17 protein-coding genes are annotated in these 21,380 nt (G+C 72.3%); 6 read left to right on the forward strand and 11 right to left on the reverse strand.

Annotated features, from left to right (window positions below):
* Positions 1-80 precede the first annotated feature (80 nt).
* The 4 genes from OG344_RS28860 to pgsA are packed head-to-tail and all read right to left on the reverse strand — an operon-like array spanning position 81 to position 3,383.
* Positions 81-629 carry a hypothetical protein gene (locus tag OG344_RS28860; protein ID WP_405085774.1) on the reverse strand — a complete coding sequence of 183 codons (549 nt, stop codon included), beginning with the start codon at positions 627-629 and terminating at the stop codon, positions 81-83.
* Positions 626-1,759 (reverse strand): glycosyltransferase family 4 protein, encoded by a 1,134-nt coding sequence (locus OG344_RS28865; RefSeq protein ID WP_405085775.1) that lies wholly within the window; start codon positions 1,757-1,759, stop codon positions 626-628. The genes OG344_RS28860 and OG344_RS28865 overlap by 4 nt, the downstream gene beginning before the upstream one ends.
* Positions 1,756-2,781 carry a phosphatidylinositol mannoside acyltransferase gene (locus tag OG344_RS28870; RefSeq protein ID WP_405085776.1) on the reverse strand — a complete coding sequence of 342 codons (1,026 nt, stop codon included), beginning with the start codon at positions 2,779-2,781 and terminating at the stop codon, positions 1,756-1,758. The genes OG344_RS28865 and OG344_RS28870 overlap by 4 nt, the downstream gene beginning before the upstream one ends.
* Entirely contained in the window at positions 2,778-3,383 is a 606-nt protein-coding gene (gene pgsA, locus OG344_RS28875) for a phosphatidylinositol phosphate synthase (RefSeq protein ID WP_405085777.1), read from the reverse strand. Before pgsA ends, OG344_RS28870 begins: the two co-directional genes overlap by 4 nt.
* Positions 3,384-3,651: 268 nt before the next feature.
* Here pgsA and OG344_RS28880 point away from each other — a divergent pair, with 268 nt between their 5' ends.
* From OG344_RS28880 to OG344_RS28890, 3 genes are all read left to right on the forward strand, one after another.
* A complete protein-coding gene (locus tag OG344_RS28880) occupies positions 3,652-5,787 on the forward strand; it encodes an elongation factor G-like protein EF-G2 (protein WP_405085778.1) in 2,136 nt (711 codons plus the stop codon).
* Positions 5,788-6,176: 389 nt separating this feature from the next.
* Positions 6,177-7,772 carry a glycoside hydrolase family 10 protein gene (locus tag OG344_RS28885; protein WP_405085779.1) on the forward strand — a complete coding sequence of 532 codons (1,596 nt, stop codon included), beginning with the start codon at positions 6,177-6,179 and terminating at the stop codon, positions 7,770-7,772.
* 118 nt (positions 7,773-7,890) lie between these two features.
* Positions 7,891-10,173, forward strand: a complete 2,283-nt coding sequence (locus tag OG344_RS28890) for a hypothetical protein (protein ID WP_405085780.1) — start codon at positions 7,891-7,893, stop codon at positions 10,171-10,173.
* Between the two features lie 77 nt (positions 10,174-10,250).
* Here OG344_RS28890 and OG344_RS28895 read toward each other — a convergent pair whose 3' ends face one another.
* The 3 genes from OG344_RS28895 to OG344_RS28905 form a co-directional block, all read right to left on the reverse strand.
* Positions 10,251-10,802 carry an HIT family protein gene (locus OG344_RS28895; RefSeq protein ID WP_405085781.1) on the reverse strand — a complete coding sequence of 184 codons (552 nt, stop codon included), beginning with the start codon at positions 10,800-10,802 and terminating at the stop codon, positions 10,251-10,253.
* Positions 10,803-10,852: 50 nt separating this feature from the next.
* The gene (thrS, locus tag OG344_RS28900; protein ID WP_405085782.1) at positions 10,853-12,829 is read right to left on the reverse strand and encodes a threonine--tRNA ligase; all 1,977 of its coding nucleotides are present in this window, start codon (positions 12,827-12,829) and stop codon (positions 10,853-10,855) included.
* Positions 12,830-12,956: 127 nt separating this feature from the next.
* Positions 12,957-14,153 carry a hypothetical protein gene (locus tag OG344_RS28905; protein WP_405085783.1) on the reverse strand — a complete coding sequence of 399 codons (1,197 nt, stop codon included), beginning with the start codon at positions 14,151-14,153 and terminating at the stop codon, positions 12,957-12,959.
* 495 nt (positions 14,154-14,648) lie between these two features.
* On the opposite strand from OG344_RS28905, the gene OG344_RS28910 reads away from it, so the two are divergent.
* Positions 14,649-15,794, forward strand: a complete 1,146-nt coding sequence (locus tag OG344_RS28910; RefSeq protein WP_405085784.1) for a sensor histidine kinase — start codon at positions 14,649-14,651, stop codon at positions 15,792-15,794.
* Positions 15,791-16,456: a response regulator gene (locus OG344_RS28915; protein ID WP_405085785.1), complete on the forward strand. Its 666-nt coding sequence runs from the start codon at positions 15,791-15,793 to the stop codon at positions 16,454-16,456. The genes OG344_RS28910 and OG344_RS28915 overlap by 4 nt, the downstream gene beginning before the upstream one ends.
* A gap of 74 nt (positions 16,457-16,530) precedes the next feature.
* On the opposite strand, the gene OG344_RS28920 is transcribed toward OG344_RS28915, so the two are convergent.
* Positions 16,531-18,834 carry a phosphoketolase gene (locus OG344_RS28920; RefSeq protein ID WP_405085786.1) on the reverse strand — a complete coding sequence of 768 codons (2,304 nt, stop codon included), beginning with the start codon at positions 18,832-18,834 and terminating at the stop codon, positions 16,531-16,533.
* 86 nt (positions 18,835-18,920) lie between these two features.
* Here OG344_RS28920 and OG344_RS28925 point away from each other — a divergent pair, with 86 nt between their 5' ends.
* Positions 18,921-19,430 (forward strand): MarR family winged helix-turn-helix transcriptional regulator, encoded by a 510-nt coding sequence (locus OG344_RS28925; protein ID WP_405085787.1) that lies wholly within the window; start codon positions 18,921-18,923, stop codon positions 19,428-19,430.
* A gap of 50 nt (positions 19,431-19,480) precedes the next feature.
* Here OG344_RS28925 and OG344_RS28930 read toward each other — a convergent pair whose 3' ends face one another.
* The 3 genes from OG344_RS28930 to OG344_RS28940 are packed head-to-tail and all read right to left on the reverse strand — an operon-like array spanning position 19,481 to position 21,364.
* Positions 19,481-19,789, reverse strand: a complete 309-nt coding sequence (locus OG344_RS28930) for a TspO/MBR family protein (protein ID WP_405085788.1) — start codon at positions 19,787-19,789, stop codon at positions 19,481-19,483.
* Between the two features lie 55 nt (positions 19,790-19,844).
* Positions 19,845-20,849 carry a DUF523 and DUF1722 domain-containing protein gene (locus OG344_RS28935; protein WP_405085789.1) on the reverse strand — a complete coding sequence of 335 codons (1,005 nt, stop codon included), beginning with the start codon at positions 20,847-20,849 and terminating at the stop codon, positions 19,845-19,847.
* Positions 20,846-21,364, reverse strand: coding sequence for an RNA polymerase sigma factor (locus OG344_RS28940; RefSeq protein WP_405085790.1), 519 nt, complete (start codon positions 21,362-21,364; stop codon positions 20,846-20,848). Before OG344_RS28940 ends, OG344_RS28935 begins: the two co-directional genes overlap by 4 nt.
* Positions 21,365-21,380: the final 16 nt, after the last annotated feature.

Consider the following 21,380-nt stretch of genomic DNA (forward strand, 5'->3'; position numbering starts at 1 on the left):
GCACGCGGACCGTCGCCCAGCATGGCAATGAAACGGCATGAGCTTACCGGGAATACCCCTAATGCCCGTCAAATAGCGACTTACGCGGCCGTCAGGGCGTCCGGGGGCTCGTCGTCGATGTCGAAGAACCGGGGCGGGTCGGTGTGCCCGGCGAGGTGCAGCGCGCGGGCCAGCCAGCGCCGTTGCGCCGTACGGGTGACCGCGGCGGCGTTGTTGTAGAACCGGCGCGAGTAGACGACCTTGGCGACCGCCGTGTCCAGTTCCTCCAGCAGCGCCTCCCCGGTGGGGTGCTCCGCCAGCTTCTCGCGGAACCGCTCCTGGTCGACGACCACGCGCAGGGCCCGCGACAGGTCGCTCTCGGCGTGCTCGCGCTCGTCCGGGCCGGCCGTACGGGCCTCGTGGGCCGCGGCGGCGAGCACCAGGGAGGTGGCGGGGTCGAGGATGCGCGAGCCGGCCAGTTCCAGGCAGACGGCGGCGCGGCGCAGCAGCGCGGCGTCGAGGGCGGCCTGCGCGGTCTCCAGGCGGATGTGCAGCCGGTCGAGCCGCCCGGCCCGCCAGGAGACGTAGACGGCGAACAGCACGACGGCCACGAGGGCCACGGCCACCACGATGATCAGGGTCGAGGTCACGGCAGCGCGTCCTCCACGACTCCCGCCTCCGCGTGGGCGACCGTCTCGTACACCCGCAAGACCTCCCGCGCGACCGTCGACCAGTCGTACTTCCACACGGCCTGGCGGGCCTCGTCGGAGAGCTTGGCCCGGCGCCCGGGGTCGTCCAGCAGCCGGGCCGCCTCCCGGGCCAGGGCGGCGGAGTCGCCGGTGGCGAACAGCGCCCCGGCCTGCCCCTCCCCCAGCACGCGCCGGAAGGCGGGGATGTCGCTCGCGAGGATCGGCGCCCCGGCCGACATGGCCTCGGTGAGCACGATGCCGAAGCTCTCCCCGCCGAGGTTGGGCGCGCAGAAGACGTCGACGGAGTGGTAGGCGCGCACCTTGTCGGCCTCGCTGACCATGCCGAGCAGCCCGACCCGGTCCCGGTACGGCTTGGGCACCCGAGCGAGCACGTCGCCGGGGTCCCCCGGGCCGGCGACCAGCAGCCGCAGCGCGGGCCGTTCGGCGGCGAGCGCGGCGAACGCCTCCAGCAGCACGGGCAGGCCCTTGCGCGGCTCGTCCATCCGCCCGAGGAACCCGATCACGTTGCCGTCCGGGCCCCAGCCCGGCAGTGCCTCGCCCTCGGCGTACCGGCGCACGGTCACGCCGTTCGGGATCAGCACCGCGTCGCCGCCGAGGTGCTCGACCAGTGTCTTGCGGGCGGCGTCGGAGACCGCGATCCTGCCCGTGATCTTCTCCAGCGCGCTCTGCAGCATCGGCGCGGCCACGGACATCGCCCGCGAGCGCTCGTAGGAGGCGTGGAACGTCGCCACGATCGGCCCCTTGGCCACCCAGCAGGCGAGCACCCCGAGCGACGGCACGCCGGGCTCGTGCACGTGCAGCACGTCGAACCCGCCCTCCCTGATCCACTTGCGCACCCGGTTCGCCGACAGGAAGCCGAACGCCAGGCGGGCCACCGAGCCGTTGTACGGCACGGGCACGGCGCGGCCGGCGGAGGTCACGTACGCCGGCAGTTCGGCGTCCTCGGCGGCGGGGGTGATGACGGACACCTCGTGCCCGTCCTCGATCAGCGCCTCGGCGAGATCTCTGATGTGCGCCTGCACGCCCCCGGGAACCTCCCAGGTGTACGGGCAGACGATCCCGATTTTCACGACCCGGCCCCGGCGGGTGGTCCGGCCAGGGGCTCGGCGGGGGGCTCGGCGGGTGATTCGACGTCGTCGAGCCAGACGCGCTGGAGCATGTGCCAGTCCTCCGGGTGCTCGGCGATGCCCTTCTCGAAGACCGCCGCCATGGCCTGGGTCATGACGGCGACCTTCTCCTGCCGGGTCCCCTCGGACGGCACCGGGACCTCCTCGTGTATCCGGATGCCCCAGCCGTCCTCCTCGAACCACAGCACGGCCGGCAGCAGCGCGGCGCCGGTCTGGAGGGCCAGCAGCGCGGGCCCGGCGACCATCCGGGTCCGCGCGCCGAAGAACTCGACCTCGATCCCGCGTTCGGTCAGGTCGCGCTCGGCGGGCAGGCAGACGGGGCGGCCCTCGCGCAGGCGCTTGGCGAGCGTGCCGAACGCCATGGCGCTGCCGCCGCCCTTGGCGGTGAGCGGCAGCACCTCCATGCCGAGGCTTTCGCGGTAGGCCACGAACCGCTCGAACAGCGACTCCGGCTTCAGCCGCTCGGCCACGGTGGTGAAGGGGTGGCCCATGTGCACCAGCCAGGCCCCGCCGAGGTCGTAGTTGCCCATGTGGGGCAGCGCGATCACCACTCCCCTGCCCCGGGCGAGGTTGTCGAAGATGCCCTCGGCGCCGATGAACCGGGTGCCCTCGAGGATCCGCTCACGGGTGTAGGCGGTGAAGCGGAACGACTCCATCCAGTACCGGAAGTAGGAGCGCATGCCCGCCCGGCTCAGGTCCCGTACGGCGGGGTCTCCGGGGTCCGCGCCGACGACCCGGGCCAGGTTGGCCTCCAGCCGGCGCACGGACCGGCCACGCCTGCGCCACAGCCGGTCGGCGAGCACCCGGAAGAACCAGGCGGCCGCCCGCTCCGGCACGTGGCGCACCACCGCCCAGCCGGCGGTGTACGCGGCCGCGACCGCCCGGTCGGCGAGCGGCGTCCCGCCGGGCCGCGGAGGCCGCGGGGGCCGCGGGGGCGGGCCGGGCGGGCCGCCTGTCTCGCTCAACTGTCCACCGCCTGTCTGTAGACGTGCACCATCCGCTGGACCACCGTGACGGCGCTGGCCGCGGCGAGCAGCCAGAGCCCGGCCGCCAGGATGTACGGCACGCCGAGGCCGGACAGGCCGGCCGCGACGAGCACGACCACCAGGCGCTCCCCCCGCTCGGCGATGCCGACGTTCGCGGTCATGCCGAGCCCCTCGGCCCTGGCCTTGGCGTAGGAGACCAATGCTCCCGCGACCAGGCAGAAGAGCGCGACGGCCGCGAGGACGATCTCGGGCTCGTCCTCGAGGACGAAGTAGAGGATCAGCCCGGAGAAGATCGAGGCGTCGCCGAGGCGGTCGAGTGTGGAGTCGAGGAAGGCGCCCCACCTGCTCCCCTTGCCCGTCATCCGGGCGAGCACCCCGTCGAGGGCGTCGGCGAGCACGAAGAACGTGATGACGAGTGATCCCAGGAACAGATGCCCGGACGGGTAGAAGACGAGGGCCGAGGCCACCACTCCGAGCGTGCCGATCGTGGTGATCACATCGGGCGAGATCCCGCGGCGGGCGAGGGCCCGTCCCAGGGGGGTCATGACTCGGGTGACGGCGGGGCGCAGGATGTTCAACATCGCCGTCCGATCGTAGGCCATGGAGGGCCGCCGCACCCCGCAAGCACATTCGCCGAAAAGTCTTGTGATATGCGCCACATGGGTAAAGGGTGAAGAGCACGCGCCCGCAGGACCGCACGGAGATGACGCGGAGGTGAACCCCGTCGTGTGATCGGTCGTGTGGTCGTGAGAGGGCGGGCCCCCGGGCGCGGGACAGCGACGGCACGAGCGGCCGGCGCGGGGCGCGTCCGTGCGCCCCCTCCCCGCCGCTCCGAGGTTGGGAGGCGATGTGGCCGAAAGATCAACCGGCGCGACAACAGGGGCCGCGGGCAGGGCACCCGTGGCCGATCGGCCGGACATGGTGCGCAATGTCGTGCTGGTCGGCCATTCCGGAGCCGGGAAGACGACCCTGATCGAGGCGCTGCTCGCGGAGACGGGCACGGTGCAGCGCCCCGGCCGGGTCGAGGACGGCACGACGGTCAGCGACTTCGACGAGGTGGAGGTGCGCCAGCAGCGCTCGGTGAACCTGTCGGTCGCGCCCGTCGTCCACGACGGCATCAAGATCAACCTGTTGGACACCCCGGGGTACGCGGACTTCGTCGGCGACCTGAGGGCCGGGCTGCGCGCCGCGGACGCCGCGCTGTTCGTCGTGTCGGCCGTCGAGGGCGTCGACGGGCTCACCCGGATGATCTGGGACGAGTGCGCGCTCGTCGGCATGCCGCGCGCGGTGGTGATCAGCAAGATCGACCACCAGCGGGCCAACTTCGACGAGGTCCTCGCCACCTGCCAGGACGCGTTCGGCGACGGCGTGGCGCCGCTTTATCTGCCGGTGGACGGCACCGGGCTGCTCGGCCTGCTGTCGCAGCGGCTGTTCGACTACGGCGGAGGCCGCAGGACGGAGCGGGAGCCGGGCCCGGACCAGCTCGCGCTCGTCGAGCAGTATCGCGGCGACCTCATCGAGGGGATCATCCAGGAGAGCGAGGACGAGTCCCTGATGGACCGCTACCTCTCCGGGGAGACGATCGACACCAAGGTGCTCATCGACGACCTGGAGAAGGCGGTGGCCCGGGGCAGCTTCTACCCGGTGCTCGCCACCGCGCCCGGCGTCGGCATGCTGGAGCTCCTGGAGATCGTCACGCAGGGCTTCCCCTCGCCCCTGGAGCACCCGATGCCGCACGTCACCGGGATCGACGGCAAGCCCTGCAAGGAGATCACCGCCGACCCGGACGGCCCGCTGGTGGCGGAGGTCGTCAAGACGACCAGCGATCCGTACGTCGGGCGGATCAGCCTGGTCCGGGTCTTCTCCGGCACGCTGCGGCCCGACATGACGGTCCACGTCTCCGGCCACGGCCTGGCCGACCGGGGCCACGAGGACCACGACGTCGACGAGCGGGTGGGCGCGCTGTCCTCACCCCTCGGCAAACTGCAGCGGACGGTGGGCAAGTGCGTCGCCGGCGACGTCTGCGCGGTCGCCAAGCTGTCGCGTACGGAGACCGGCGACACGCTCTCCGGCAAGGACGAGCCGCTGCTGGTCGAGGCGTGGACCATGCCCGACCCGCTGCTGCCGGTCGCGATCCGGGCGAGGTCGAAGGCCGACGAGGACAAGCTGAGCCAGGCCCTCGGCCGCCTCGTCGCCGAGGACCCGACGCTGCGGCTGGAGAACAACGCGGAGACCCGCCAGCTCGTGCTGTGGTGCATGGGCGAGGCGCACTCCGACGTCCTGCTCGACCGCCTGGCCAAGCGGCACGGCGTGGAGGTCGAGAAGGTCGGCCTGCGGGTGCCGCTGCGCGAGACGTTCGGCGGCCGGGCGCAGGCCATGGGGCGCAACGTCAAGCAGACCGGCGGCCACGGGCAGTACGCCGTCTGCCACATCGAGGTCGAGCCGCTGCCGTCGGGCGGCGGGTTCGAGTTCGTCGACAAGATCGTGGGCGGGGTGGTCCCGCGGCAGTTCATCCCGTCGGTCGAGAAGGGCGTGCGGGCGCAGATGGAACGCGGGGTCGTCGCCGGCTACCCGATGGTCGACATCCGCGTCACGCTCTACGACGGCAAGGCCCACTCGGTCGACTCCTCCGACATGGCCTTCCAGATCGCCGGCCAGCTCGCGCTCAAGGAGGCCGCGGCCAAGGTGGCCACGCACCTGCTCGAACCCGTGGACGAGGTCGCGGTGCTGGTGCCCGACGACTACGTCGGCGCCGTGATGTCCGATCTGTCCTCCCGCCGGGGCAGGGTGCTCGGCACCGAGCCGGTCGGCAAGGGCCGCACGCTGGTGCGCGCCGAGGCCCCGCAGCTGGAGATCACCCGGTACGCCGTCGACCTGCGCTCGCTGTCCCACGGGACGGGCACGTTCACCCGTTCCTTCCTGCGGTACGAGCCGCTGCCCGCGCACCTGGTCGACAAGGTGGCCGGGGCGGGCGAGCACGACTAGGCCCGTACCGGACGGCGCTCCGGCGACAACCGGACGGCGCTCCGACGAGATCACATAGGGACGCCCGGCGGCACGCCTCCCGCCGCCGGGCTCCCGCCCCGCCCGAACCGGTCGGGGACGTACGAATGTCACCAATCCGCCTCAGAACCATTCCCCCGCGTCCCGGCGGCCCCTCGCCGGGCCGGGACGGGCCGCGTCCCCGCCGGACGGGCCGTTCGCGCAGCTCATCCGAGCCGCCGGGTTTGGCCGTACGGCCCCTCGGGGAGCCTCACGACGTGTCCCGCGTCACATCCGCATCACAAGTGCGTTTCTTTTTTTCTGGCTAAACCGCTCTTATGCCGATGTAAGACTGGTCGCCGGACTTACCGGCAAATCGGAGGGGCAGCCACGTGACCGAGCGGAGACAGGTCGTCCGCCCGTTGATCGCCACCACCGTCATCGCCGCCGCCGCGATCGGCGCCGCCTACACGTTCGGCCCCGGGGCCCAGGCCGAGAAGATCGGCAACACGGCGAACGCGCAGGACGGGCGGAACCAGGTGGTGAAGGCGGAGACGCTGACGGCGACGGGCGCCTGCGCGACCAGCGCGAAATATCCCAAGCGCCAGCTCCGCGGTGTCTGGATCGCGACCGTGCACAACGTCGACTGGCCGTCCAAGCCTGGGCTGTCGCCCGACCGGCAGCGGGCCGAGTATCTGCGGATCCTCGACAACGCGGTGGAGCGCCGGCTGAACGCGGTGTTCTTCCAGGTGCGTCCCGCCTCGGACGCGATCTACCGCTCGTCGCTGGAGCCCTGGTCGCAGTGGCTGACCGGCACGGCCGGCCGGGACCCGGGCTGGGACCCGCTGCCGTTCCTCGTGGAGGAGGCCCACAAGAGGGGGCTGCAGTTCCACGCGTGGTTCAACCCCTACCGTGCGGCCGACTCGGCCACCGCGAAGCTGCCCGCAGGGCACCCGGCGCGGCTGCACCCCGACTGGGTCGTCAAGCACGAGGGCAAGCTCTACTACAACCCCGGGCTGCCCGAGGTGCGCGACTGGGTGACCAAGGTCGTGACGGACGTCGTGCAGCGCTACGACGTCGACGGCGTCCACTTCGACGACTACTTCTACCCCTACCCGGGCCGGGGCACGAGGTTCGCCGACCAGGCGGCGTACAAGAAGTACGGCAAGGGCCTCAGCCTGGCCGACTGGCGGCGGCGCAACGTCAACGACCTCGTCGCCCAGATCTCGGGCGCGGTCCACGCGGCGAGGCCGTACGCCGTGTTCGGGATCAGCCCCTTCGGCATCTGGCGCAACAAGGCCGAGGACCCGGCGGGCTCGGCCACCAAGGGCATGTCGGCCTACGACTCGATCTACGCGGACGCGAAAGCGTGGATCAAGAAGGGCTCCGTCGACTACGTGATGCCCCAGCTCTACTGGCCCCGGGGCTTCGCCGCCGCCGACTACACCGTCCTCGCCAAGTGGTGGGCCGACGCGGTGAAGGGCACCGGCGTCGATCTCTACATCGGCCAGGCGCTCTACCGGGTCGGCGCCACCGACACCCCGGCCTGGACCAAGGCCGGTGAGCTGCCCGCGCACCTCACGCTGAACCGCAGGCACCCGGAGATCTCCGGCGACGTGTACTTCAGCGCCGCCCAGCTCGCGCGCAATCCCCTGGGCGTGCTCGACCGGATCGTGCGGGAGCACTACACGCGGCCCGCGCTGCCACCGGCGCTCAGGGCGGGGTCCACCCCCGCGCCGGTAGCGCCGCGCGGGGTGAAGGCCGCCTCCGGGACGCTGACGTGGCAGGCCCAGCCGGGCGCGCAGGCGTACGCGGTGTACCGGGTGACCGGCAAGGACGCCTCCTGTGCCACGGCCGACGCGCGCAACCTGCTCGCCGTCGTGCCGGCCTCCGCCGCGCCGCGGTACGCCGCGGCGGGCTCCGGCGCCTACTACGTCACCACGCTCGACCGCCTCGGCAACGAGAGCGCCGCCACCCCGGCGACCTGACCCCGCCCACCCGGGACGGGCCGAGTCGCTGCGCGGGTGTCCGGAGGTCCGGTAGCGTGGTCGCGAGTTTTCCCAAGATCATGTAGGGGCCTGGGGGTCGCCGGTGAGTGGCACGTGGGTGAGACGCGCGCTCGTCGCCGTCGTGTTCGGCGTGTTCGGCGTGTCGGTCGTGTCCCTCGCGCCCGCGGCGGCCGCGTCCGCCGGGCTCGCCGGGCTCGCGGCCGCACCCGATCAGCGGCCGGATCAGTGGCCGGACCAGCGCGGTACGGCGGCCGGCGCGGGATCCGCCGGCGAGCGGGTGGTGCTGGTCGGGATCCCCGGTCTGATGTGGAGCGACGTCACGCCGGAGGACACGCCCGCCCTGTGGCGGCTCGCCGGTGAGTCCGCCATCGGCTCCCTGTCGGCCCGGACCGTGCGCAAGGACGGCACCTGCCCCTACGACGGATGGCTCACGGTCTCGGCCGGGGTGAGATCGGCGGTGGGGGGACGCTGCGGCATGGCGCCCACGCCCGAGGCGAGCGGCCAGGGCGCGGTGGTCCCCCATTTCTCCTGGCTGTGGGAGGTACGCGAGCAGGACGACGCCGGAACCCTCGGACAGGCCCTGCACACGGCCGGGCGGACCACGATGGCCGTCGGCCCGGGCGCGGCGCTCGCGCTGGCCGACCGCGCCGGGCGCGTGGACGTCTACGCGGCCGGCGTCGCGCAGGCCGCCGAGTGGACCCGGGCGGACGTCGTCGCGGTGGAGATCCCCGACCTCATCGCGCCCTACGTCTCGGCCGACCGGCTGAGCGAGGTGCCGGAGGCCGTGGCGCCGCAGGTGCGCCGGGCGGCGGCGCGGGCGGCCGACGCGAAGCTCGGCGCGGTCCTGCCCCGCCTGGGGCAGGCGACGGTGCTGGTGGCGGGCATCGGGGACCACGGGCCGGTGCCGCACCTGCGGGTGGCGATGCTGCGCGGCCCGGACACGACCGGCCCTGCCACGACCAGCCCGGGCAGCGCGGGCGCGGCCGGGCCGGGACGCACGCTCGGCGCCAGGTCCACCCACCGGGACGACATGATCATCCTGCCGGACCTCACCGCCACGGTCCTCGCCCTGGCCGGGGTCGCCGCTCCCGCGAACGTCGTCGGCGTCCCGGTCGAGACGCACGGGACGAGCAGCGGGACGAGCGGCGCGACCGGCGGGAGTCTCGCCGAGGGCGTGGCGGCCCTGCGGACCGCCGACGTGGCCGGGCAGACGATCAGGAACACCACCGGCGTCTTCTTCACCACCCTCGCCGTGCTCCAGGTGCTGTTCTATCTGACCGCGTTCCTGTTGCTGCGCCGCCGCGAACGGCTGCCGGCCGTACGGTCCGCGGCCGTGGCGCTGGCGGCGATCCCCGCCTCGACCTATCTCGTCAACCTCCTCCCGTGGGCCCGTGCGGCGCAGCCGGTGCTCACGCTCTTCGCCTCGATCACGGCCATCGCGGCGGCGCTGACTTTGGCGGCCCTCGCCGGGCCGTGGCGGCGCGGCGTGCTCGGACCCCTGACCGTGATCGCGGCGGTCACCGCGGCCGTGCTGCTCGGCGACCTGCTGACCGGCACGCCCCTGCAGCTCAACAGCCTGATGGGCTACACGGGAGTGGTCGGCGCCCGTTACTACGGCCTGGGCAACATCCCCTTCGCGTTGCTGGCCACGGCCGTGCTGCTCGTGACCACCGCCGCCGCGGACCGGCTGGTGCGGTCGGGCCGCAAGGGCGTCGCGGTGGCTTTGATCGCCGTGCTCGGGGCCTTCGCGATGCTGCTCGACGGCTGGCCCGGCGTGGGCAGCGACTTCGGCGGCGTGATCGCCTTCGTCCCCGGCATCGCGGTCACCGCGATGCTCGTCGCGGGCAAGCGGGTGTCGGTCGTCAAGCTGGGCGCGTTCTGCGCGGCGGGCGGCGTGCTGGTGATGGCGATCGCCTACCTCGACTACCTGCGTCCCCCGGCCAGCCAGACACATCTCGGGCGGTTCGCCGGGCAGGTCGCCGACGGCACGTTCCTGCCGGTGATCTCCCGCAAGCTCGGGGCGATGCTCGCCACGCTGCTCAGCCCCAACCTGATGCCGGTGGTGATCGCCGCCTTCGCGTTCCTCGTCTTCGCGCTGCTGCGGCCCGGCACGGCCAGCGCCGGAGTGCTGCCGATCGCCTTCGAGCGGGCGCCCACGCTCAAGGCGGGCCTGCTCGGCGCGCTCGTGAGCGGGGTGGTCGGCATGCTCGTCAACGACTCCGGCGCCGCCGTGCTGTCCATGGCCCTGGCCCTGGCCGTACCACTCGTGCTCAGCGCGGGGATCCGCGCCCTGCAGTACGGCGAGGCCGCCCCGGCCGCCGCCGCGCCGAGCCCCCCGATGAACCCCCCGCTGAGCCCCCCGGCGAACCTGGCGGGCTGAGCGACGTCGGGCGGGACCCTCGGTCCGGGACCGGGGTGCCCCGGTCGCGCCCGCGCGGCTCGGTGGCCGGGGCGTGGTCAGGAGGCGGCGGGCCAGGCGCCGGCGAGGAGGTCGCGGGTGTCGCGCAGAAGCTGCGGCAGCACCCTGGTGTGCCCGACCACCGGCATGAAGTTGGTGTCGCCGCCCCACCGGGGCACGACGTGCTGGTGAAGGTGGGCGGCGATGCCCGCGCCCGCGACGCCGCCGAGGTTCATGCCGACGTTGAAGCCCTGCGCGCCGCTCGCCTTGCGCAGCGCCTGCGTGGCGCGCTTGGTGAACTCGGCGAGCTCGGCGGTCTCGGGGCCGTCGAGGTCGGCGTAGTCCGACACGTGCCGGTACGGGCAGACCATCAGGTGGCCGGAGTTGTACGGGTAAAGGTTGAGCACGGCGAACACGGCCGATCCCCGGGCCACGATCAGCCCGTCCTCGTCGGAGAGCTTGGGGATCTCGCAGAACGGGCAGCCGTCGTCCGCGCCGGACCCCGTAGGCTTGTTCTCGCCCTTGATGTAGGCCATCCGGTGCGGAGTCCACAGGCGCTGGAAGTCGTCGGGAACCCCGGCGCCGGCCTGCTCGATCGGCTCTGAATCCACGGTCGTCGCTTCCCTCCGGTCCGGTCCTGCCCGCCACGCCGCCGACGGCGTCAGGCCTGGACGCGGCGGCGGACCGCGTCGACGATCTCGTCGATCGCCTGGTCGACCGGCACGCCGTTCTTCTGCTCGCCGCTCCGGTAGCGGAAGGAGACCGCGCCGGCCGCGATGTCGTCGTCGCCCGCGAGGAGCATGTACGGCACCTTGGCCTTCTGCGCGTTGCGGATCTTCTTCTGCATACGGTCGTCGCTCTCGTCGACCTCGACCCGGATGCCCTGCTCGCGCAGCCTCTTGGCGACGTCCTGGAGGTACGGCGCGTGGGCGTCGGCGATCGGGATGCCGACGACCTGCACCGGGGCGAGCCACGCGGGGAAGGCGCCCGCGTAGTGCTCGACCAGCACGCCGAAGAACCGCTCGATCGACCCGAACAGCGCCCGGTGGATCATGACCGGCCGCTTCCGGGTGCCGTCGGCGGCCTGATACTCCAGCCCGAAGAGCTCGGGCAGGTTGAAGTCGAGCTGGATGGTCGACATCTGCCACGACCGGCCGATGGCGTCCCGGGCCTGCACCGAGATCTTCGGGCCGTAGAAGGCGGCGCCGGCCGGGTCGAGGACCAGCTCCAGCTTCTCGGACTCTGCCACCTCCCGCAGCGTCTCGGTCGCCTGCTCCCACGTCTCGTCGTCGCCGACGGACTTCTCCGGGTTCCTGGTGGACAGCTCCAGGTAGAAGTCCTCCAGGCCGTAGTCGCGCAGCAAATCGAGCACGAACCGCAGCAGCGACTTCAGCTCGTCGCGCATCTGCTCCTGGGTGCAGTAGATGTGCGCGTCGTCCTGGGTCAGGCCGCGTACGCGGGTCAGGCCGTGGATCACGCCCGACTTCTCGTACCGGTAGACCGTGCCGAACTCGAACAGCCGCAGCGGCAGCTCACGGTAGGACCGCCCGCGCGCCCGGAAGATCAGATTGTGCATCGGGCAGTTCATCGGCTTGAGGTAGTAACGCGCCCCCTCCAGCTCCATGGGAGGGAACATGCCGTCGGCGTACCAGTCGAGGTGCCCGGAGATCTTGTACAGGTTGTCCTTGGTGATGTGCGGGGTGTTGACGAAGGAGTAGCCCGCCTCCTCGTGCCGGCGGCGCGAGTAGTCCTCCATCACCCGGCGGATCACCCCGCCCTTGGGGTGGAAGACCGGCAGCCCCGATCCCAGCTCGTCGGGGAACGAGAACAGGTCGAGCTCGGCGCCGAGCTTGCGGTGGTCGCGCTTCTCGGCCTCCTCCAGCAGGCGCAGGTACTCGTCCTGCCTCTCGCGGGTCTCCCAGGCGGTGCCGTAGATGCGCTGGAGCTGCGGGTTCTTCTCGCTGCCCCGCCAGTAGGCGCCGCCGGACCGCATGAGCTTGAACGCCGGGACGACCCGGGTGCTGGGCAGGTGCGGCCCGCGGCACAGGTCCTTCCAGCACAGCTCGCCCGACTTGGGGTCGAGGTTGTCGTAGATGGTCAGCTGCCCGCCGCCCACCTCGACGTCCGCGCCGTCGGCCGACTCGGCGGCACCGCCCTTGAGCCCGATCAGCTCCAGCTTGTACGGCTCGCCGGCCAGCTCCTCGCGGGCCTCGTCGTCGCCGACCGCGCGCCGGCGGAAGGTCTGCCCCTGCTTGACGATCTCGCGCATGCGCTTCTCGACGCGCTTGAGGTCGTCGGGGGTGAACGGCTCGCGGACGTCGAAGTCGTAGTAGAAGCCGTTCTCCACCGGCGGGCCGATGCCGAGCTTCGCCTCGGGGAAGATCTCCTGCACGGCCTGGGCCATGACGTGCGCGGTCGAGTGGCGCAGGATCGCCCGGCCGTCGGGGCTGTCGATCGCGACCGGCTCGACCAGGTCGCCCTCGGCCACCTCGGCGGCGAGGTCGCGCAGCTCTCCGTTGATCCGGGCGGCGATCACCGACCGCCCGTCGGCGCCGAGCGCCTCCCCGGCCGTCGTGCCCGCCGCCACCACGCGCTCGGCTCCGGCGAGGGTGATGCGTATCTCAAGGGCGGCGGACACGGTTGCTCCTTAGGACAGTGTCGATGTAGCGCGCACGCGGAGAGGCGGCGGCTCCGATGCCTCCGATGCTACCGGTGCCGTCATCCCGATTTCTCGCGCCAGCTCCCCGGCTCCCCGGCTCCCCGGCTCACATGGCGAGCGGGTACCCCCGGGTGTCGAGGTCGAGCGCGAGCAGTTCCCGGCGGTCGTGGCCGGCGAAGGTCACCTGCGGCCAGTCGGCGAAGCGGCCGACGGTGGCGGAGGGAACGCAGTGTCCGGGGACGACGATCCGTTCCAGATGGGCCAGGTCCCGCCGCTGCCGCAGCAGGGCGGAGAAGTCGAACCGGTGGGCGTCGTTGACCTTCCACAGGTCGAGGGTGGCCAACTGCGCAACGACCGGAGAGGCGGCCAGTGTCGTGGGATCCACGTGCGCCTCCCACAGGGCGAGGTGGCGGAGGGCGGGCAGAGAGAGGCCGGCCAGCAGGTCCAGCAGGGAGGGCGTGCGCGCGTCGTCGCCGTACGCCACGAGGGTGTGCAGCCGGGGCGCGCCGTCCCGGAGCAGCCCCGCCACCTGCCACGCCGGACACTCCAGTGCGCGCAGGCCGGGGTATCGCCCGGCGACCGGCGCTTCGGCGAGGTCGTCGCGCTGGCTCGGCAGGCACAGGTGGCTGAGCCGGTCACCGGCGGAGTAGGGGCTCAGGACCGGGTCGAGCTGGGCGGTGCCGCCCCAGGTGCGGACCCGGAGCGAGCGCAGCCGGCTCATGTGCTCGCCGGCGAGCAGGCTCCGGAGCCGGTGCCGGCCCATGAGATCGATCCGCCAGGGCTCGCGCCCGGGGTCGAAGCCCAGCCGGCCCGGTGTCATGCCCTTGGCGGTGGCCAGCCCGTCGACGAGGGAGACCACATCGTGCCCGTCGACGTACGCGTGGATCGCGGGCCCGTCCGGGATCAGGAGGAGATGGTCGTCCAGCAGGCCGCAGAAGGACACCGGGGAGTCGATCGCCTCGATCGCCGCCCGCTCGGCGTCCCGTGCCGCCTGATCGTCCTCCCAGAGCCGCAGCGCCTGCGCCCTGATGAGCTCGCCCCGGGCGCCGCCGACCTTGGCGGCGAAGGCGAACGCGTATCCGGCGTCGTCCGCCGGGGTGCCGAGGACGCCGCGCGCGGCCTCCTGAGTGCGGGGGGAGTATCCGCCGGCGACGTATCGGTCCACGGCCAGCTCGAAGTGCACGGCGGCGACGTCCTCGTCCACATCGTCGATCTGCACCTCGGCCCGGCTTCCATGACGCTCGCTGACCCGGGACCCCTGCCGTCGCAGCTCCACGGTCGCGCCGCGGGGACCGCCCGCCACATGGTCACATCGGGAGAGGTCACGATGGGATTGTCGCCGATCGGCAGCCCGCATCAGGTGACCGCCTTGCCCGAGACGCACGTCCAACTCGGCGCGTTCAGCACATTGTTAACGAGTTGCCTTGCTTCCGGGCCGACGGGCCGACGGCGCCGCACCGGTGGGCATCACGTGCGGGACAGACGACGCTGCCTGGACGTACCGGTCCTGAAGCCCCGAAGCCTTGGCCTCGTGCGGCCGGTCGAGGCGAGATGCCTGCTCCGTTCGGTGTAACGCGTACGGCGAACGGTGCAAGGCCAGATGACGATCGACGGACGACGCGCTCCCGCCGCGGCCCGGCCTAGCGTTTCTCGTCTAGACAGCCGGAGCGTTCGCAGTCCTTGAGTCCGCCGGTCACGCGGCTGCGGACGCCGGACATGCCGACGGCGTCGCCCAGTTGACCGTCTGGGCGACGCGGCCCGGTCTCACATCCGTCGTCCCTCGAGAAAGGGCCTCCGCATGGCCGCTCTGCCCCCACGACGCGAACCGGCTCCCGTCCGGCACATCGCCCGGATCACCGACCTCACGCTCGCCGCCCTCACACTGGTCTTCTTCGTCGCCGTGGCCCTCGCCACCGGGGTGTACGACCCCTGGCAGGGCCCGATCCCCCTCGGTCTGTTTCTCGGAGCGCTCCTGCTGGTCAGACGCCGGTGGCCGATGACCGTGCTGCTGCTGTCGATCGGCGGGATCACCGTCTATCACCTCACCGGGCACTGGTCTCCCGCCGGTTGGATCTGGCCGGCCGCGGTCGCCTACTTCACCGCCGCCACCACGCCACGCGTGCGCTGGGTGCCCGCCCTCGGCCTGGCCCAGCTGGTCTACTCCGCCGTCGATGCCCGCTGGATCCTGGACCGTAACCCGGTCCGCTACCTGATCCACGTCGCGGGGGAAGGACTGCTCCTGGCGGTCCTCGTCGCCGCGGGTCTCACGTACGCCGCCGCGATGCGCTGGCGCGAGCGGCTGCGCGACACCGACAGCCGTGCCCGCGCCGCCGAGGAACGGCTGCGTGTCTCGCACGAGGTTCACGACGTCATCGCCCATACTCTGGCCGTCGTCGGCGTCCAGCTCAACGTCGCCGCCGACGCCCTGGAGGAGGACCCGGCCGCGGCAGCCGCGGCGCTGCGCCTGGCGAAGAACGTCAGGAACCAGGCGATGGCCGACCTCCGCTCCCTCGTCACGGTCCTGCGCGACGACTTCGCCGGCACCGCACCCCAGGCGGATCTGGCCTCCTTGGACACTCTCATCGCCGACACCCGCGCCGCCGGGCTTGAGGTGACCCTCGACGAGCACGGCGACCGCGCGGCCGTCCCCGCCATCACCGCCATCGCCGTCCACCGCATCGTGCAGGAGTCCCTCGCCAACACGCTCAAGCACGCGGGGGCGAGCAAGGCCGAAGTGACGATCGGCTACCGGCCCCGCTCGGTCACCGTCAAGATCACCGACAACGGCCGCAGACCCCCGGGCGGCGCCGATGCCACCGAAGGCCATGGCCTGACCGGCATGCGCGAGCGGGTGAGTGCACTCGGAGGCGAGTTCACCGCAGGGCCGGTCCCCGGCGGCTTCGCCGTGCGGGCCGACATCCCTGTGGCAGGCTCGGCCGCATGACGATCAGGGTGCTCCTCGCCGACGACCAGGCACTCGTACGGGCCGGCTTCCGCAGCCTGCTGGCCCGGTCCCGGGACATCACGGTCGTCGGCGAAGCCCAGGACGGCGACGAAGCCGTACGGCTGGCCGCGAGCACCCATCCCGATGTGATCCTCATGGACATCCGCATGCCGGGCACCGACGGGATCACCGCCACGAAGCGCATCGTCACCGGCCCGGCCGCTCAGGGTTGCCGCGTCATCATCCTCACCACGTTCGACACCGACGAACACGTCTTCGCCGCCCTGCGCGCCGGAGCCAGCGGCTTCCTCACCAAGGAGGTCGAACCAGCCGAACTTCGCCGGGCGGTCGCAGCCGTCGCCGACGGAGACGCACTCCTGTCTCCGGGGGTGACGCGCCGCGTCATCGAGCAGTTCGCCCACCGGCAGGACCTCACGCCCGCCACGGGACAGCGGCTGGACGTCCTCACCGCCCGGGAACTGGAGACGGTCAGGCTCGTGGCGCTCGGACTCTCCAACCACGAGATCGCCGAGCGCCTTGTCATCAGTCCGCTCACCGCCAAGACCCACATCACCAGGGCCATCGCCAAGCTGGACGTGCGCGACAGGGTCCAGCTGGTCATCCTGGCCTACGAGAGCGGCCTGGTACGCCCCGGCCCGTGACAGCGAGATCGGCGGTCAGCCGTCGACACCGGATCCCGGAGTCGGCAGAGACGAGGGCAAGTGGCATACGGCCTTCAGGAGGCGGGCCAGGTCCAGTCGCGGATCTCGGCGGGGTCCTCGCCGTACTCGCGGGTGTGGGCGCGGGCGCGCAGCCGGGCGTCGGCCATGCGCTGGCGCAGGTGGGCGGCCGTGCTGCCCAGGCCGGGCACCCGGTCGATCACGTCCATCACCAGGTGGTAGCGGTCGATGTCGTTGAGCATCGCCATGTCGAAGGGCGTGGTGGTGGTGCCCTCCTCCTTGTATCCGCGCACGTGCAGGTTCTCGTGCCCCGTACGCCGGTAGGTCAGGCGGTGGATCAGCCACGGGTAGCCGTGGAAGTTGAAGATGATCGGCCGGTCCGTGGTGAACAACGCGTCGAACTCCACGTCGCGCAGCCCGTGCGGGTGCTCGGAGGCCGGCTGCAGCCGCATGAGGTCGACCACGTTGACCACCCGCACCTTCAGTTCGGGCAGGTGCTCGCGCAGCATCGCCGCGGCGGCGAGGGTCTCCAGGGTCGGCACGTCCCCGGCGCAGGCCAGCACGACGTCGGGGTGGGCGCCCTCGTCGGTGGAGGCCCACTCCAGGATGCCCAGCCCGCGCGCGCAGTGGACGGCCGCCTCGTCCATGCTCATCAGGTCGAGCACGGGCTGCTTACCGGCGACGACGACGTTGACGTAGTCGCGGGAGCGCAGGCAGTGGTCGGCCGTCGACAGCAGCGTGTTGGCGTCCGGCGGCAGGTAGACCCGCACCACCTCGGCCTTCTTGTTGACCACCACGTCGAGGAACCCGGGGTCCTGGTGGCTGAAGCCGTTGTGGTCCTGCCGCCACACGTGCGAGGACAGCAGGTAGTTCAGCGAGGCCACCGGCCTGCGCCAGGGGATCTTCCGGGACGACTCCAGCCACTTGGCGTGCTGGTTGAACATCGCGTCGATGATGTGGATGAACGCCTCGTAGCAGTTGAACAGCCCGTGGCGGCCGGTCAGCAGGTAGCCCTCCAGCCAGCCCTGGCACTGGTGCTCGCTGAGCACCTCCATCACGCGGCCGGCCGGGCCGAGGTTCTCGTCCGTCGGCAGCAGGGCCGCCTCCCACTCCTTGTCGGTCACCTCGAACACCGCCGACAGCCGGTTGGACGCGGTCTCGTCCGGGCCGAGGAGCCGGAAGTTCTCCGGGTTGGCGGCGATCACGTCCCGCAGGAACCCGCCCAGCACGCGGGTCGGCTCGCTGAAGGCGGTGGCCGGGCTCTTGACCTCCACGGCGTAGTCGCGGAAGTCGGGCAGCACGAGGGGACGCAGCAGCTCCCCGCCGTTGGCGTGCGGGCTGGCGCTCATCCGCAGCGGCCCGTCCGGCACCGTGGCCGTGATTGCCTCGACCGGCCGGCCGCCTGTGTCGAACAGTTCCTCGGGCCGGTAGGAGAGCATCCACTCCCGCAGCGCCTCCAGGCGGTCGGGGCGGTCGCGCACGTCGGCCAGCGGCACCTGATGGGCACGCCAGGTGCCCTCCACCGGCAGCCCGTCCACCTCCCGGGGGCCGGTCCAGCCCTTCGGCGTACGCAGGATGATCATCGGCAGCGGGCCGCCGTCGGCCATCTCGTCGAACACCGTGTCGAGGGTCCGCGCCATCAGCTCGTGCATCACGGCCGGCTGGTCGCCGGAGACGAGGTGGGGGCGGTAGCCGTACCCCTCGAACAGCTTGAGCAGCTCGGGTTCGGGGATGCGGGCCAGCACGGTGGGGTTGGCGATCTTGTAGCCGTTGAGGTGCAGGATCGGCAGCACCACCCCGTCACCGGCGCGGTTCAGGAACTTGTTGGAGTGCCAGGCGGTGGCCAGCGGGCCGGTCTCGGCCTCGCCGTCCCCGACGACGCACGCCACCACCAGGCGGGGGTTGTCGAAGGCCGCGCCGTACGCGTGGGACAGGGCGTAGCCGAGCTCGCCGCCCTCGTGGATGGAGCCGGGGGTCTCGGGGGCCACGTGGCTGGGGATGCCGCCGGGGAAGGAGAACTGGCGGAACAGCCGGCGCATGCCGGTCGCGTCCCGGGTGATGTGGGGGTAGCGCTCGGTGTAGGTGCCCTCCAGCCAGGCGTGCGCCACCGCGGCGGGGCCGCCGTGCCCGGGACCGGCGACGTAGATCATCTCCTGGTCGCGTTCCCGGATGATCCGGTTCAGGTGGGCGAAGCAGAAGTTGAGCCCGGGGGTGGTGCCCCAGTGGCCCAGCAGCCGCGGCTTGACGTGCTCGGCACTCAGCGGTTCCGTCAGCAGCGGGTTGTCCATCAGGTAGATCTGACCGACGGACAGGTAGTTCGCGGCCCGCCAATAGGCGTCGATGCGCTCCATTTCGTCCATGACCCTGAGACTTTCCTCATCGGAACGATCGAACCAGGGTCTTTGGCCCACAAAGATTGTGCCGACCGACCGGTAGTCTTTGGCGCATGTCCGGCACGCGATGGCTCGACGATGAGGAGCAGCGCACCTGGCGCGCCTACATCAGGACGAGCCAGCTCCTCCAGGACGCCCTAGAACGGCAGTTACAGCGTGACTCGGGCATCCCGCACGCCTACTACATGATCATCGTGGTGCTCTCCGAGTCGCCCGGCCGGACCATGACGATGAGCGAGTTGTCCTCCATGCTCCGCTACTCCGTCAGCCGCCTCTCCCACGCCGTCTCCCGGCTGGAGGAGAAGGGCTGGGTACGGCGGGTCAAGCGGCCCGAGGACCGCCGCACGACCGTCGCCGAGCTCACCGACGAGGGCTTCGCGGCGCTCGTGGAGGCCGCGCCGGGCCACGTGGAGGAGGTCCGCCGCGTGCTGTTCGACCCCCTCACCACGACCCAGGTGCGGAGGTTCCGGGAGGTTCTCACCACGATCCTCACGGCTCTGGAGTCCCAGGAGCCGCCGGACGAGGCCGAGCGCTCCCCCCAGCTCGACCCCGCCGCGCAGTAACCTCGCCCAGCGACCACTCGCCGCGCCGCCACCCGCCGCACGGCGGCCCGTTACCCCTTCCCCGGCGGGTTCCGGCGGGCGATGGACGCGTTGAGCGCGAGGTTCGCCGCGAGCGCCCGGCGCAGGGCCGGCCGGGAGCGCTCGTCCCCCAGGGACAGCGTGCGGGCGGAGGCGTAGGCGATCGTCGCGTACAGCGGCGTCCAGACCAGGCCGTACGCCTGCCGGGGCGGCTGCCAGGACGGCTTGCGCAGCCGGTGGTACCAGGGGGAACGGGGGTCGGTGCCGAGGCCGCCGGCCACGGCTGCGGCGGTCACGGCGAGGGCGGTGCCGGTCAGCGTCTTCTTCGATGTGCGTCCCATAAGGGGCCTTTCTTCCCTTTCAGCCCGTCGTACTCACGCCGATGCGGCGGGCCCGTCAGGCGGGAACGTGGTTGCGCAGGCGCAGCGCGTCCGGATACGGGAACAGGTAGGTCTGCTCCTGGACCGGGCCGGCTCCGGCGCCCTTCGCGTGGTGGCGCAGCAGGGCCAGCGGCACGGCGAGGGCGACCCGATGCGCCCGGTACGCCTCGATGACCTCGGCGAGGTCGGCCCGGCGGACCGGGTCGAGGTCCGCGCTGATCCTGCCGAGGAAGTGGTGCAGCACGTTGACGTGACGCCCGATGGTGGCCCGCACCAGGAGGGCGGTGCGGAAGGCCCAGCCGTACTCGCGGGCCAGCGTCTCCCGGGGCAGGTCGCCCGCGGCGGCGACGAGCCGCCCGATCACCCGGTACGCCCCGGGCGAGTGGGCGAGGATCTGCATCTTGTGCCGCGTGTGGAAGCCGACCAGGTCACGGGGACGCCAGTCACCGGACAGCAGCGCCCGCAGCCGGGCGGCGGCGAAGATCCGCTCGACGAACGCCTCGCGCAGCACGGGGTCGTGTAACCGGCCCTCGTCCTCGACGACCAGCGACGGGTGGGCATCGGTGATCGCGGAGGCGAAGAGGCCGGGGCCGCGGCGCCCGGGGGCGCCCGGGGCGGACCCGCCGTACACGGGGACGCCGTGCAGCCCGCAGCTCGGGCTCTTCGACTTGAACACGTAGCCGTCGACCGCGCCGATCTCCGCCGCCCGCTCGGCGGCGAGGCCGGCCATCTCGGCGGTCAGGTCGCGGCGCGTCCGCCGGGTCAGCAGCCGGGGCCCGTCCGCGCCGCGTTCCAGGCGGAGCGTCTCGCGGGGCGCGCCGAGGCCGATCTCCATCTCGGGGCAGATCGGCACCCATTCGACGTGCCCGTCCAGCTCGCCGGTGAGGAACCGGTCGCGGCTGTGGCCGCCGTTGAACCGCACCGGAGCGCCGAGCAGGCAGCTCGACACCGCCACTCTGGGCCTGACCTCCGCCGCCGCGCCTCCCGCTGTGATCTCCGTCGTGTTCTCCGTCGTGCTCACGCCGCCTCCAGGAGTGCGGACAGCCGGTGCAGGCCCCGGGCCGTACGGGCCTTGACGGTGCCGAGCGGGACCCGCAGGTGCTCGGCGATCTCGCGCTGGGTCAGGTCGCCGTAGTACGCCAGCTCGATCGCCTGGCGCTGCACCTGCGGCAGGGCGGCCAGCGCGCGGAGCACCCGGTCGCGGTCGGCGAGCTCGTCGCCGTCCCGCCGCCCGTCGTGCCCCGCCGGGTCCGGGACCGCCTCCAGCGGCACCGTCGTCGGCGTACGCGCCCTCAGGTGGTCGACGGCGCGGTTGTGCGCGATGCCGAACAGCCAGGCCGCGAGGCTGCGGCCCGGATCGAAGCGGTGCCGGAACCGCCAGACCTCGGTGAAGACGACCTGGAGGACGTCTTCCACGTCTTGTGGCGGCACAAGCTTGCGCAGGTAGGAGCGCACGGCCGGCGAGTGCTGGCGGTAGCACTCCCCCAGGGCGCCCGTGTCTCCCGCGGCGAGGCGGAACTCCAGCGTCGTCTCCATGGTCCCCCCATGCCCA

Source organism: Microbispora sp. NBC_01389, assembly GCF_045040095.1.
GTDB lineage: Bacteria > Actinomycetota > Actinomycetes > Streptosporangiales > Streptosporangiaceae > Microbispora.

Bases quoted from the DNA above. Each gene is read 5' to 3' on its own strand.
- pgsA (WP_405085777.1), bottom strand. From the start codon at position 3,383: ATGTTGAACATCCTGCGCCCCGCCGTCACCCGAGTCATGACCCCCCTG.
- OG344_RS28910 (WP_405085784.1), top strand. From the start codon at position 14,649: ATGGCCGCTCTGCCCCCACGACGCGAACCGGCTCCCGTCCGGCACATC.
- OG344_RS28915 (WP_405085785.1), top strand. From the start codon at position 15,791: ATGACGATCAGGGTGCTCCTCGCCGACGACCAGGCACTCGTACGGGCC.
- OG344_RS28920 (WP_405085786.1), bottom strand. From the start codon at position 18,834: ATGGACGAAATGGAGCGCATCGACGCCTATTGGCGGGCCGCGAACTAC.
- OG344_RS28925 (WP_405085787.1), top strand. From the start codon at position 18,921: ATGTCCGGCACGCGATGGCTCGACGATGAGGAGCAGCGCACCTGGCGC.
- OG344_RS28930 (WP_405085788.1), bottom strand. From the start codon at position 19,789: ATGGGACGCACATCGAAGAAGACGCTGACCGGCACCGCCCTCGCCGTG.
- OG344_RS28940 (WP_405085790.1), bottom strand. From the start codon at position 21,364: ATGGAGACGACGCTGGAGTTCCGCCTCGCCGCGGGAGACACGGGCGCC.